The following is a 12858-nucleotide window of genomic DNA, read 5'->3' as shown; positions in this document are numbered from 1 at the left end:
CTCGACGATCGGCGCGAGGGTGCCGTCGAAGTCCAGGCCTACGACGACCGAGCCCGCGGTCGCCACGAGCGCGGCGTACCGCTGCTCGGCCTCGGGCGTGGTGAAGCGCACGGCCCACACCCAATCATGCGGGCGCGGGCGGCGGCAGGGCCGGACCGCGCGGGACTAGCCCGAGCCGGCCAGCGGTCCGGTCAGGATCACCGTGAGCCGGTCGAGGCGCATCGGGCTCACGGCGGGCATGGTGCGGTGGATGCCGAGGTCGAGCGCGAGCTGGCGAGCTGCCTTGGCCAGCTGCGGTGGGTAGTAGACCGTGGAGGCCGGGATCGTGCCGTACCAGTCGTCGGTGCCGACCATCTGCCACCCGAGCCGCGAGGCGCGCGACCCGACCCGCGCGGCCAGCCCGGTCACCTGGGAGTTGTTGAACACCTCGACCAGCACCTTCGACCGGTCGATGACCGGCGCCTTGGGCACGGGGTGCTGGCGCTTGTGGTGGGACGGCGTGCTGCTGGGTGAGTGCTGGGCGGTCGGCGTCGCGACGTGGTCGGGCGTGTCGTGGGGGCGGGTGGCGACCCACGCGACGCCGGCCATCGCCACGGCCACGATGCTCAAGATCATCACCGGCGAGGGGAAGACGAGGCCTCGCTGGTCGGGGCGGCGGGCTCGCCGGCGCGCGCGCCCGGACGTGCGCGGAGCCATCGTCACACCTCGAAGCCGAGACGACGAGCCGAGCGGGCTCGCTGGCGCTCGGCGCGCATCCGGCGCAGGCGCCGCACCAGCAGGGGGTCTGAGGCGAGTGCCTCGGGGCGGTCGATCAGCGCGTTGAGCACCTGGTAGTAGCGCGTGGCCGACATGTCGAACGACTCACGGATCGCGCTCTCCTTGGCGCCGGCGTACTTCCACCACTGGCGCTCGAAGTCGAGGATCTCGCGGTCGCGCGCGCCCAGGCCGGCACCGGCTTCGGGGCTCGGCTGTGCGGCTGCGGCGTCCATGGAGTGTCTCCTCGTGAGCTCGGGCGGGTGCTCCGCGCCCTCGGAGTCTACGCGAGGAATCACAGCGATGTCATTCGCTCACGGCGCGTCGTGGGATCGCGGTGGGCTCGAGACCGGGCCAGACTTCGGGCATGACGACCTCGACACCCGAGCCCACCCGCTGGGGAATCCTGGCCACAGGCAAGATCGCACGCACCTTCGCCGAGAACCTCCGCGCCACGCCCGGCGCCGTCCTCGCGGCGGTCGGATCGCGCTCGCAGGAGTCGGCGGACGCGTTCGCCCGCGACCTGGGCGACGACGACACCCGCGCGCATGCGTCGTACGACGCGCTGGTGGCGGACCCGGACGTCGACGTGGTCTACGTCGCGAGCCCGCACACCCACCACCTGGAGCACGCCCGCCTCGCCTTCGCCGCCGGGAAGCCGGTGCTGTGCGAGAAGCCGCTCACGATGACCCGCGCCGACGCGGAGGCGCTGTTCGACGCCGCCGGCAGCCTGTTCTGCATGGAGGCCATGTGGATGGCGTGCCACCCGCTGGTCCGCGAGCTGCGCGCCCGGATCGAGGGCGGCGAGCTCGGGACCCCGCACCAGGTGCACGCCGACCTCGGCTTCGTCGTCGGGACCGACGCCAGTGCCCGGATGTGGGACCCGGCGCTCGGCGCCGGGGCCCTGCTCGACATGGGGATCTACCCGCTCACGTTCGCCCGGCTGATGCTGGGCCCCTTCGCCACGGCGGTCGCCGTCGGCGACCTGGGCGCGGACGGGATCGACCTCGACGTCGCCATCGCGGCGCGGCACCGCAGCGGTGCCGTCTCGGCGCTGACCACCTCGATGACCTCGGCGAGTCCGCGGTCGGCCACCGTGGCGACCTCCCGAGGGCTGCTGAGCCTGCCCGCGGACTTCCACCACCCGGCGCACGCCGTGTGGACCCCCGACGGCGGCGAGCCGCAGCGCATCGAGCCCCCCACGCCGGTCTACGGGACCGGCCTGGGCAACGAGGCCCTCCACGTCCAGGAGTGCCTCCAGGAGGGGCTCGCCGAGAGCCCGCTGGTCCCGCGGTCGCAGACCCTGGAGCTGCTGGGGGTCATGGACGACCTGCGGCGCCAGCTCGGCGTCCGCTATGCCGCCGACGCCGGTGCGCCCGCCTGAGGCACCGTCGAGCACCCGACGCCGACGACCCGAGACGGGTCACCCCCAGGGGTGATCGTTAGTCTCGAGGAGTGCCCCCCTTGAACGGTTCGGCCGATCTCGTGATCGTGGCGAACCGACTCCCGGTGGAACCGACGACGGCTGCCGACGGCAGCACCGAGTGGCGAGTCTCCCCCGGTGGGCTCGTGACGGCTCTCGAGCCGATCATGCGGGCCAACGAGGGGCTGTGGATCGGCTGGCCCGGTGGCACCGACGTCGACGTCGAGCCGTTCGAGCACGACGGGATGACGCTCGACCCGATCGCGCTGTCGGCCGAGGAGATCGGGGGCTTCTACGAGGGCTTCAGCAACGCCACGATCTGGCCGCTCTACCACGACCTCGTGGCCAAGCCGGAGTTCCACCGGGAGTGGTGGGACAGCTACGTCGACGTCAACCGCCGCTTCGCCGAGCGCGCGGCCGACCGTGCGGCGAAGAACGCGACCGTGTGGGTGCAGGACTACCAGCTCCAGCTGGTCCCCCAGCTGCTCCGCGAGCTGCGACCGGACCTGCGGATCGGGTTCTTCCTGCACATCCCCTTCCCGCCGGCCGAGCTCTTCCAGCAGCTGCCCTGGCGCCGCCAGCTCATCGAGGGCCTCCTCGGCGCCGACCTGATCGGCTTCCAGCTTCCCGGCGGCGCCGCGAACTTCGTCCGGCTGGTGCGCCAACGGGTGGGCCACAAGACCCATCGCGACCTGGTCTACCTGCCCGACGGCCGGACGGTGCGGGCCGAGGCGTTCCCGATCTCGATCGACTACCAGGGCTTCGAGGAGCTGGCGCGCACCGACGGCGTCCAGGAGCGGGCGGCCTCGATCCGCCACGCTCTGGGCGACCCGCAGACGGTCTTCCTCGGCATCGACCGGCTCGACTACACCAAGGGCATCTATGCCCGGCTGCGGGCCTTCTCCGAGCTGATCCGCGACGGGGAGCTGGACGTCGACAGCTCGGTCTTCGTGCAGGTCGCGACGCCGTCTCGGGAGAAGGTCGAGGAGTACCGCGTGCTGCGCGACGAGATCGACCGCCTCGTCGGGCGGGTGAACGGCGACCTCGGCCGGATCGGTCGGCCGGCGATCAGCTACCTGCACTCGTCGTACCCGCGCGAGGAGATGGCCGCGCTCTACCGCGCGGCCGACGTGATGGTGGTGACGCCGTACCGCGACGGGATGAACCTGGTCGCCAAGGAGTACGTCGCCTGTCGCTGGGACGACGGGGGCGCGCTGGTGCTCTCGGAGTTCGCCGGCAGCGCCGCCGAGCTCCGCCAGGCCTGGCAGGTGAACCCCTACGACCTCAACGGCATGAAGGCGGCGCTGATGGACGCCGCCGGCGCCGAGCCGCGCGACCGGCAGCGCCGGATGCGCGCGATGCGCAAGACGGTGCGCCAGGCCGACGTCGCCGCGTGGGCGACGTCGTTCCTCGACGAGCTGGACGACGTGCGCCCGCCGCACGGCAAGCGGCTCAAGCCGACTCTCACCTCCTGAGGGCCCGCCCGTAACCAGCCCGTGGCCGGCTCGTTGCACCCCACAGTGGCGCGCGAACGTCACGAGAGTCGGCGCGGGTCGGGGCATCTTCTCCGCGCCGGCTCGTTCGCCCGGGTCGAGTAGTTTCGAGGGGTGGATCTGATCCCGACTCCCGACCAGGTCGTCTCCGCCGCGGCGAACCTCGCGCAGCGCGTCGTTCGCGGCGGGCTCGCGGACCTCGAGCCGATGCCCCGGACCCTGCTCGACGAGGGCGAGCGACGTCAGGTCTTCTGCTATCGGCCCACCGACCACACCCGCGCGGGGGACCCCGTCCTGCTCGTCTCACCGCTGGCCGCACCCGCGCTGGCCTACGACCTGCGCCGCGGCTGCTCGCTGGTCGAGCACCTTGTGGAGTCCGGGCGCCCGACCTACGTCGTGGAGTACGGCGAGGTGTCGTTCAGCGACCGCGACCTGAGCATCGAGCCCTGGGTGGCGGACGTCGTGCCGGCGGCGGTCCGAGCCGTGTCGGCCGATGCCGGCGACCGGCCGGTGCACGTGGTGGGATGGTCCCTCGGCGGGATCTTCGCGATCCTCGCGGCGGCCGCCGACCCGGGCCTGCCGATCGCGTCCCTCGCGCTCCTGGCGACGCCGTTCGACGTGCATCAGGTGCCCCTGGTCGCGCCTGCGCGGCCGCTGCTGGATCTCGCGGGCGGCCTGGCCCCGGTGACCCGGGCCCTGGCGGCGCTCCGCGGGACCGCGGAGGTTCCGCTGGTCAGCTGGGCCGCCCAGCTGTCGTCGGTCCAGCGGCTGGTGACCAGGCCGCTGGCGCTCGCCGGCCATCTCGACGACGCCGACTATCTCGCCCAGATCGAGGCCGTGGACCGCTTCTCCGCGGCCATGACGGCCTATCGCGGACGGACGTTCGGCCAGGTGTACCACCGGTTGCTGGCCGGTGACTCGCTCGTCGCGGGGCAGGCGAGCGTCGGCTCCCGCACCGTCTCCGTCGCCGACGTCGCGCAGCCCCTGCTGGTGCTCGCCGGCGCGACCGACCAGATCGCTCCGGTCGCAGCCGTGCGGGCCGGGGTGTCCCTGGCGACCGGGTCGCGCGACGCGCGCTTCGAGATCGTGACCGGCGGGCACCTCGGGATGCTCACCGGTCGAGAGGCCCGCACGGGCACCTGGCGCGTGCTCGACTCCTGGGTCGAGGAGTGGGCCGACCTGCCCGCGGCGACCCCGCGACGTACGGCGAAGCGAGCGGCTGCCAAGAAGGCGCCGGCCACCAAGGCTGCCGCGAAGAGGACGCCCGTCAAGAAGGCCCCGGCGGAGAAGGCCCCGGCGAAGAAGAGCGCGGCGAAGAAGACCACCTCCAAGAGGACAACCGCCAAGAGGACAACCGAGCCGGTCATCGGGGCCGACCCGAGCCGCCGCTACGGCTCGGCAGGGTCCCGCGCGCTGCGGCGACCGACGCGATGACCGCAGCGCTGGCGCATGCGAGAAGCCGCTCGTCCTTTCTTGACGAGGGTGTCCTCCCGCGGACAGTCCCGTTCGTCCCCGGGGTGACGGCGCCGAATCGGCGTCGCACCGACACCAGGAGGACACGATGAGGTACATGCTGCTGCACGCGGTCGAGGAGTCACGGCTGGCCGACCTGCCGCCCCAGGTCGAGACCGAGCTCGAGGCCTGGGTCGAGGAGATGGTCGGGCGGGGCATCGAGCTCGACGGCGCCAGGCTGCACACCCAGGCGGACGCCACCACGGTCCGCGTGCGCGACGGCAACGCCGAGGTCACCGACGGCCCGTTCGCCGAGACCAAGGAGCAGGTCGCCGGCTACGACGTCCTGGAGTGCGAGGACCTCGACACCGCGATCGCCGTCGCGTCGGCTCACCCGACGTTGCACGTGGGGGCGATCGAGGTGCGGCCGTTCGACGAGGGCATGCCCGCCCCGGAGGTGCCCGAGACCGTGGCCGACGGGAAGCGCCGCTACCTGATGCTGGTCTGCGCCGACATGCGCAGGGCGATGGCCGAGCAGGGCGCGGCCGGCTCCGCGGTCACCGAGCCGACCTCGGACCAGGAGGACACCACGGAGATCGACGCCTGGTGCGACAGCGTCGCCGACCGCCGCATCTACGGGTGGCCGCTGGCCCTTCCCGACCAGGCGGTGACCGTACGCCGCATCGACGGGAAGGTCGTGACCACCGACGGCCCGTTCGCCGAGACCAAGGAGCAGGTCGCGGGCTACGACCTGCTCGAGTGCCACGACCTCGACGAGGCCCTCGCGGCGGCGCGGACACACCCGGTCGCCGCCCACGGCGTGATCGAGGTCCGGCCCGTGTTCGTGTGACGGTCCTGGTGAACCCCTCCAGCCAGCCTCGAGACACGGTCGCCCTCAGCTTCGAACGAAGCTGGGGGCGGCTGGTCGCCGGGCTGATCGGCTGGTGCGGCGACTGGGACCTCGCCGAGGAGTGCGCCGCGGAGGCGTTCGCCGAGGCCGTCCCGGCCTGGGAGCGAGCCGGGGTGCCGGACGCGCCGCTGGCCTGGCTGACCACGGTGGCGCGCAACCGCGCCCGCGACCGCCTGCGCCGCCGTACCACCGAGGGGACCAAGCTCGCCCTCGCCTTCGCCGACGCCACCGAGGAGGCGCCCCTCGGCGACGACGACATCCCCGACGAGCGGCTGCGGCTGATCTTCGCCTGCTGCCACCCCGCGCTGCCGATGGCCGCCCGGGTGGCGCTGACCCTGCGCACGCTGTGCGGGCTCACCGCGGCCGACATCGCGCGGGCGTTCCTGGTCACCGAGCCGGCGATGGACAAGCGACTGGTGCGGGCCCGGGCCAAGATCAAGCACGCGGGCATCCCCTACCGCGTGCCGACCCCGGAGCTGTGGGCCGAGCGGGTCGAGGGCGTGCTGGCGGTGCTGTACCTGATGTTCAACGAGGGGTACGCCGCGTCGTCGGGCGAGGCGCTGCTGCGCGTCGACGTCTCGGGCGAGGCGATCCGGCTGACCAGGTCGCTGGCCGAGCTGCTGCCCGCCGAGACCGAGGTGCGGGCGCTGCTGGCCCTGATGCTCCTGACCGACGCCCGCCGTCCCGCCCGGGTGCGCGACGGGCGCGTCGTACCCCTGGGCGAGCAGGACCGCTCGCTGTGGGACCTCGACCTGGTCACCGAGGGTGCGCGGCTGCTCGGTGCCGGCGGCGACGGGCCGGATGACTCGTGGGGCGCCTACGCCGTGCAGGCGCGGATCGCACTGTGCCACGACGTCGCCGCGCGACCCGAGGACACCGACTGGCACTCGATCGCCGAGCTCTACGCACGACTGCCCGCCACGCCCGTCGTCGAGCTCAACCGCGCGGTGGCCGTCTCGATGGCGCACGGGCCGGCCTCGGCACTCCCGCTCGTCGAGGCGCTGGCCCACGACCTGGCGGGGTACTACCTCCATGCCGCGACGCTGGCCGACCTCCATGCCCGGCTGGGTCGGGTCGCGGAGGCCGTGGACGACCTGGGCGTCGCGATCGAGCTGGCACCGACCGGGGCCGAGCGCCGCCTGCTCCGCGAACGCCGGGCGGCCCTGCTCGGCCTCACGGAGTCGTGACGTCGCTCCCGGAGCGCAGGAGCGGCCGCAGCGTCCAGGCGGCGAGCCCGAGCCCGACGACGATGGCGACCACCCCGACCACGGGCTGGAACATCGCCACGAAAACCCCGACGACGACGTACGCCGCGGCGTAGGCCAGGTAGCGCCAGTGGATCTTGCGCAGGGTCGGGTTGACGTCCACCTGGGCGACCCGGATCCCTGCTGAGACGGGACCGATGCCGGTCGGCAGCACCGGCGGCACCTCGAGGACGCCGTCTGCGGCGCCGCGGAGCTCGGCCATGGTGGTGGCGCCCAGCGCGCGGCTGGTGCGCTCGTCGAGCTGCTCCTGGGTGAGGGCGCCGCGGGCGTAGGCGTCGTTGAGAGTCGCGGTCACGTGGTCGCGGGTGGCGTCGTCGGGGGCCCACCCGGCCTGGTCGCGCTCGGCCTTCTCGGTGGCGACGTCGCGCGCGGCGCCGTACTGCTCCATGACCAGCTTCGTGGCGGCGCCGAGGTCGACGGTCCCGCGCGAGCCCACGGCGCGGTCGACCCCTTGGGCCAGGCCCACGATCTCCAGACCCCGGGGGGTCAGCGTGTACGACGCGCCGCCCTCGGGCAGGTCCAGGCGTGAGACCGCCTCCGCTCCGACCGCCCAGTCGAGGGTGGTCTGCACGCGCTCCGTGGGCTCGGTCAGCCCAGCCGCGACCTCCTGGGGCGAGGTCGCCCCGGACGCGAGGGCCGAGAGCACGCGCAGCTCGAACGACTCGTGGTGCTGGAACGTCGGACGTGGGCTCACCCCAGGATCGTCCGCCAGGCGCACCGTCGGCGTCCGGCATTTCTCACAATCGGCGAGTTCCCGGCTCGCATCAGTGGTGGCCTAGGGTCGCGTGCGTGGGGGCTCTGTCCGGACTCGTCGACCGCGGCCTGATGGCGCCGGACTGGGCAGAGGCGCTGGCGCCGGTGGACGAGCGGATCTCGGCGATGGGGACGTTCCTTCGGGCCGAGCTGGCCGCGGGCCGTCCCTACCTGCCGTCGGGCGACGACGTGTTCAAGGCGTTTCGGCGGCCGCTGTCCGAGGTCCGCGTGCTCGTCGTCGGCCAGGACCCCTACCCGACGCCCGGTCACCCGATCGGGCTGTCGTTCGCGGTCGCTCCCGACGTGCGGCCGCTGCCCGGGTCGCTGCGCAACATCTACCAGGAGCTCTCGACCGACCTCGGGAGCCCGCCGGCTCCCCACGGCGACCTCACCGCCTGGGCCGACCGCGGGGTGATGCTGCTCAACCGGGTCCTGACCGTGCGCCCCGGCGAGGCGGCGTCCCATCGCGGGCGCGGCTGGGAGGAGGTCACCGAGTGCGCGATCGGCGCGCTGGTGGCCCGCGGCGGGCCCGCCGCGGCGATCCTGTGGGGCCGCGACGCACAGTCGCTGCGGGCCTCTCTCGGCGCCGTACCGTGGGTGGAGTCGGCGCACCCCTCCCCCCTCTCGGCAGCCCGGGGCTTCTTCGGCTCCCGGCCGTTCTCCCGCGTCAACCGCCTCCTCACCGACCAGGGCGCCTCCCCCCTCGACTGGTCCCTCCCCCTGACCTCCTGTTGACGCCAATTCCCCCGCTTCAGCGGGGGACTTGGCACTTCCTGGCCGCTGCAACCCCCAATAAGTGCCAACTCCCCCGCGTAAGCGGGGGATTTCGCAGACCGTGACCCTCAAGGGGGGTGGGGGTGGGGTTAGGGACGGGAGGGGTGGAGGGAAGTTGAATCTGCAACTACTATGGGCAACATGAACGACCGGATGCCTGCTCTGTACATCGGCCACGGCGCGCCGCCGCTCCTGGACGACCCGCTCTGGTCGAGCCAGCTTTCCGGCCTGGCGGCCCAGCTGCCCCGACCGAGCGCGATCCTGATCGTCAGCGCCCACTGGGAGTCGGCACCGGTGATGCTGAGCGCCGACGGCGCGCCGCTGGTCTACGACTTCGGCGGCTTCGCCGAGAAGTACTACCGGATGACCTACCAGACCCCGGCCGCCACGGCGCTCGCCCAGCGGGTGGCGGCGATGATGCCGGCCGACGAGCCGGTGCACCAGCACACCAGCCGCGGCCTCGACCACGGCGCCTGGGTGCCGCTGAAGATCATGTACCCGGACGCCGACATCCCGGTGCTCCAGATGTCGCTGCCCACCCAGGACCCAGCCCGCCTGCTCCGGCTCGGCGAGCGGCTCCGGCCGCTTCGTGACGAGGGCGTACTGGTGATCGGCTCGGGCTTCTTGACCCACGGGCTGCCCTTCCTGACCGAGTTCCGGATCGACGCGGCCGCTCCCGGATGGTCGACCGACTTCGACACCTGGGCCGGCGAGGCGCTGGCGCGCGGCGACGTCGACGCGCTCGCGTCGTACCGGTCGGAGGCACCGGGGATGCCCTTCGCCCATCCGACGGTCGAGCACTACACGCCGCTGTTCGTCACGCTCGGTGCCGCCACCGATCCCGAGGAGCCCGGGCAACAGCTCTTCGAGGGGTTCTGGATGGGGCTGTCGAAGAGGTCACTCCAGGTCGCCTGAGCGGACTTCTAGTCGCCGAAGGCGCGGCCGGAGGCGGATTCCGCTGACCGGTCGGGCGTGCCATCATTCGTGCGTGACGGACGACGGGGCCACGACGGTGACGCGCGCGCGGCAAGCCTTGGAGCAGATGTCAGACCTCGTCGGTGACCGGGGTCATATCGACAACTCCCGGCGCTGGGACCGGCTCGTCGACGAGTGGTTGGCCGACCGCCGGGAGCTCGCCGGGACCGCCGAGGGCCGGGCAGCCGTGACCGAGCTGATGGGCGACCCTCGGCCCGCGGTCCGGCTGTGGTCGGCCGCAGCCGTGCTCTCCTGGGACCCCGACGCCGCCCGACCGGTCCTGGTCGCGATCCGGGACTTCCCGCTCGACTACGACCTGCACTCGATCACGGCCAAGCAGACGCTGCTGGCCTTCGACGCCGGCGAGCTCGACCCGGACGGTCGCCTTCCCGGCACCTGACCGGGATCCGGCACGGGCGCCGGCGGGGACGTCGGCCGGGCCTCAGGACCGAGTGATCTCGTCGAGCCGGACGAGGTCGTCAGCCGTGGGCTGCCAGCGCAGCGCCGCGGCGTTCGTGCGCACCTGGTCACCGGAGGTCGCACCCGAGATCACGCTCGCGACGGTCGGCTGGGCCGCGAGGCCCGCGATCGCCACGTCGAGCATCGACACCCCCCGCTCGTCGGCGTACGACGCGAGCGCCTCGATCCGGTCCCAGTCGGCGTCGTCGAGCCACGGCGAGGGGCCCGACGTCGCGCGTGAACCCTCCGGTGCCGCCTCACCGCGGCGGTACTTGCCGGTCAGCAGGCCTCGCTCGAGCGGGAAGTACGGCAGCAGGCCGAGCCCGAACCGCTCGGCCGCCGGCACGACGTCGGCCTCGACCGACCGGTCCAGCAGCGAGTAGGAGTTCTGAGCGGAGACGAAGCGCTCGAATCCCGAGCTCCGCGCCGTCCAGTCGGCGTCCGCGATCTGCCACCCCGAGAGGTTGGAGCAGCCGAGGTAGCAGACCTTGCCCTCCCGGACGAGGTCGGTCAGCGCCGACAGGGTCTCCGCGATGGGCGTCACCGGGTCGGGGAAGTGCAGCTGGTAGAGGTCGATGCGGTCGGTCCGCAGCCTCGCCAGCGAGGCGTCGACCGCACGTCGGACGTAGCGGCGAGCGCCTCGGGCGCCGTAGTCGGGGCCGTTGCTCCCCCTCATGTCGCTGCCGAACTTCGTGGCGACCACGAAGCGGTCTCGGCGCCCCTCCATGGCGACGCCGATCAGCTCCTCGCTCTGGCCGAGCGAGTAGGAGTCCGAGGTGTCCAGCAACGTGACGCCCTCGTCCTCGGCGGCGTCGAGGATGCCACGCACCGCGTCGAGGCCGATCCGGTTGCCGAACGCGTTGCAGCCGATCCCGACCGCGCTGACCATGAGCCCCGAATCGCCCAGCGGGCGGTAGGCCATCTCCGTCACCCGACCGACCCTACTCAGCGCTCGTCGGGACGGTCGGGCCGGTCGGGCCGGTCGGCCCGGTCGCAAGCAGGTCGAGGTCGCGCACGCAGAACCCGTGGTGCTCGAAGGTCTCGTTGAGCACGGTCCCGAGGCACTGGCGCACCGTCCGACCCCGTGCGTACGGCGGCCAACGGTCGTCGTCAGGGACGGGCGCGACCGCCGCCAGCTGCTCGGGACTCACGGCGTCGAGCCACGCCGAGAGCTCAGCCTCCTGCTCGTGGCGAACGGCGAGCACCTCCTCCAGGCTCGGGTGGGCCGCCGGGTCGAGACCTTGCTCCTCACGGTCGGGCACGGCCTCGATGCCGAGCCCCATCGGCGTGAACGGCGCCGTCGACCCCCGGCAGCAGCGCCGGAACCACGAGTCGTGGACGAAGACCAGATGGCGCAGCGTCTGCACCGCCGACCACTCGCCGTTCACGCTCTCGCGCTCGACGCCGGGCGTCGCGCGCATCCGCTCGACGGTGGCGGACCAGTCGGCGTAGAGCCGGGCCGACGCCTCGCGCAGGTCGCCGGGGTCGTCGGACCGGATCAGCAGGCGCACGGGATGGAGCCGGTCGAGCTCGGCCTCGACGAAGGCCATCACCTCGACACCGTTGACCACGAGGTTGCCGATCAGGCCGTCGATCTCGGCGTCTCGCATGACGACGCCGACCAGCCGGGCACGGTCGAGCACGCACTCGCGGAACTCCGCATCGCTGAGGTCCTGGTCGAGGAATCTCTCCATGTCCGCGAGGCTAGGCCCAGGCGCCGACAGGGGCGGGGCTGTCAGGATTGGCCGATGCGCTTCCTGTCGATCCAGTCGTTCGTCGCCTACGGACACGTCGGTAACTCCGCCGCCACGTTCCCCTTGCAGCGCCTGGGGCACGAGGTGTGGCCGGTGCCCACGGTCGTCTTCTCCAACCACACGGGCTACGGCGCGTGGCGCGGCCCCCTGCTCCCGGCCGAGGACGTGCGCGACCTGGTGACCGGGATCGAGGAGCGCGGCGTCCTCCCCTCGTGCGACGCCGTCCTGTCGGGCTACCTCGGCAGTCCCGGAATCTGCGAGGTCGTGGTCGACGCCGTCGCGCGGGTCAAGCGGGCCAACCCGGAGGCGACGTACACCTGCGACCCGGTGCTGGGCAACGCCACCAGCGGCTGCTTCGTCGACCCGGCGATCCCCCCGGTGATCCGCGAGAAGGTCGTGCCGCACGCCGACGTCATCACGCCCAACCAGTTCGAGCTCGGCTTCCTCACCGAGACCGAGCCGGACTCGCTCGCCTCGACCCTGGAGGCGGCCGACGCGGCCCTGGCGATGGGGCCCTCGACGGTGCTGGTGACCTCCGTCCTGCGACCGGACCGGCCCGAGGACACCATCGAGATGCTGGCCGTCACCGGCGACGGCTCGTGGTCGGTGCAGACGCCTCGGCTGCCGATCAGGGCGAACGGCTCCGGCGACCTGACCGCCGCGCTGTTCACCGCACACCTGCGCGCCTCCGGCTCGCCCGCGCAGGCGCTGGGGTCGACGGCCTCGTCGGTCGTCGGCGTGCTCCGCGCGACCATCGACTCCGGAGAGCGCGAACTCCAGATCGTGCTCGGCCAGGACGCCATCGCGGCGCCGGCCGACGAGTTCGAGGTCGAGCAGGTGCGCTGAG

Annotated in this window: 14 protein-coding genes; 9 read left to right on the top strand and 5 right to left on the bottom strand. The window is 72.9% G+C overall.

Annotated elements, in window-relative coordinates; all coding sequences use genetic code 11:
• Positions 1-165: 165 nt before the first annotated feature.
• Complete coding sequence (locus VHW64_RS18825) at positions 166-696, bottom strand: LytR C-terminal domain-containing protein (RefSeq protein WP_329652113.1); 531 nt, start codon at positions 694-696, stop codon at positions 166-168.
• Positions 697-698: 2 nt separating this feature from the next.
• Entirely contained in the window at positions 699-989 is a 291-nt protein-coding gene (locus VHW64_RS18820) for a DUF3263 domain-containing protein (protein WP_329652112.1), read from the bottom strand.
• Positions 990-1120: 131 nt separating this feature from the next.
• On the opposite strand from VHW64_RS18820, the gene VHW64_RS18815 reads away from it, so the two are divergent.
• From VHW64_RS18815 to VHW64_RS18795, 5 genes are all read left to right on the top strand, one after another.
• Positions 1121-2137 carry a Gfo/Idh/MocA family oxidoreductase gene (locus tag VHW64_RS18815; protein ID WP_329652111.1) on the top strand — a complete coding sequence of 339 codons (1017 nt, stop codon included), beginning with the start codon at positions 1121-1123 and terminating at the stop codon, positions 2135-2137.
• Positions 2138-2208: 71 nt separating this feature from the next.
• Positions 2209-3651 (top strand): trehalose-6-phosphate synthase, encoded by a 1443-nt coding sequence (locus VHW64_RS18810; RefSeq protein ID WP_329652110.1) that lies wholly within the window; start codon positions 2209-2211, stop codon positions 3649-3651.
• Between the two features lie 132 nt (positions 3652-3783).
• A complete protein-coding gene (locus VHW64_RS18805) occupies positions 3784-5103 on the top strand; it encodes an alpha/beta fold hydrolase (protein ID WP_329652109.1) in 1320 nt (439 codons plus the stop codon).
• 127 nt (positions 5104-5230) lie between these two features.
• Complete coding sequence (locus VHW64_RS18800) at positions 5231-5971, top strand: YciI family protein (protein WP_329652108.1); 741 nt, start codon at positions 5231-5233, stop codon at positions 5969-5971.
• Positions 5972-5979: 8 nt separating this feature from the next.
• Positions 5980-7218, top strand: coding sequence for an RNA polymerase sigma factor (locus VHW64_RS18795; RefSeq protein ID WP_329652107.1), 1239 nt, complete (start codon positions 5980-5982; stop codon positions 7216-7218).
• Here VHW64_RS18795 and VHW64_RS18790 read toward each other — a convergent pair.
• Positions 7205-7990: a DUF1707 domain-containing protein gene (locus VHW64_RS18790; RefSeq protein ID WP_329652106.1), complete on the bottom strand. Its 786-nt coding sequence runs from the start codon at positions 7988-7990 to the stop codon at positions 7205-7207. The genes VHW64_RS18795 and VHW64_RS18790 overlap by 14 nt on opposite strands.
• A gap of 95 nt (positions 7991-8085) precedes the next feature.
• Here VHW64_RS18790 and VHW64_RS18785 point away from each other — a divergent pair, with 95 nt between their 5' ends.
• From VHW64_RS18785 to VHW64_RS18775, 3 genes are all read left to right on the top strand, one after another.
• Entirely contained in the window at positions 8086-8784 is a 699-nt protein-coding gene (locus VHW64_RS18785) for a uracil-DNA glycosylase (protein WP_329652105.1), read from the top strand.
• A 180-nt stretch (positions 8785-8964) separates the two neighbouring features.
• Complete coding sequence (locus VHW64_RS18780; RefSeq protein WP_329652104.1) at positions 8965-9738, top strand: class III extradiol ring-cleavage dioxygenase; 774 nt, start codon at positions 8965-8967, stop codon at positions 9736-9738.
• Between the two features lie 73 nt (positions 9739-9811).
• Positions 9812-10198: a hypothetical protein gene (locus VHW64_RS18775; RefSeq protein ID WP_329652103.1), complete on the top strand. Its 387-nt coding sequence runs from the start codon at positions 9812-9814 to the stop codon at positions 10196-10198.
• A gap of 42 nt (positions 10199-10240) precedes the next feature.
• Here the strand turns inward: VHW64_RS18775 and VHW64_RS18770 are convergent, their stop codons facing one another.
• Both VHW64_RS18770 and VHW64_RS18765 read right to left on the bottom strand, forming a co-directional pair.
• Entirely contained in the window at positions 10241-11179 is a 939-nt protein-coding gene (locus VHW64_RS18770) for an aldo/keto reductase (RefSeq protein ID WP_329652117.1), read from the bottom strand.
• A 19-nt stretch (positions 11180-11198) separates the two neighbouring features.
• A complete protein-coding gene (locus tag VHW64_RS18765; protein ID WP_329652102.1) occupies positions 11199-11951 on the bottom strand; it encodes a DinB family protein in 753 nt (250 codons plus the stop codon).
• A gap of 54 nt (positions 11952-12005) precedes the next feature.
• Here VHW64_RS18765 and pdxY point away from each other — a divergent pair, with 54 nt between their 5' ends.
• On the top strand, positions 12006-12857 hold the full coding sequence (pdxY, locus tag VHW64_RS18760) for a pyridoxal kinase PdxY (protein ID WP_329652101.1): 852 nt from the start codon (positions 12006-12008) through the stop codon (positions 12855-12857).
• The last annotated feature ends 1 nt before the right edge of the window (position 12858 follow it).

The organism is Nocardioides sp., from assembly GCF_036267815.1.
In the GTDB taxonomy this organism is placed as follows: Bacteria; Actinomycetota; Actinomycetes; order Propionibacteriales; family Nocardioidaceae; genus Nocardioides.
Note: the sequence above shows the minus strand (reverse complement) of the source record. Positions and strands in the feature narration are given on the sequence as shown.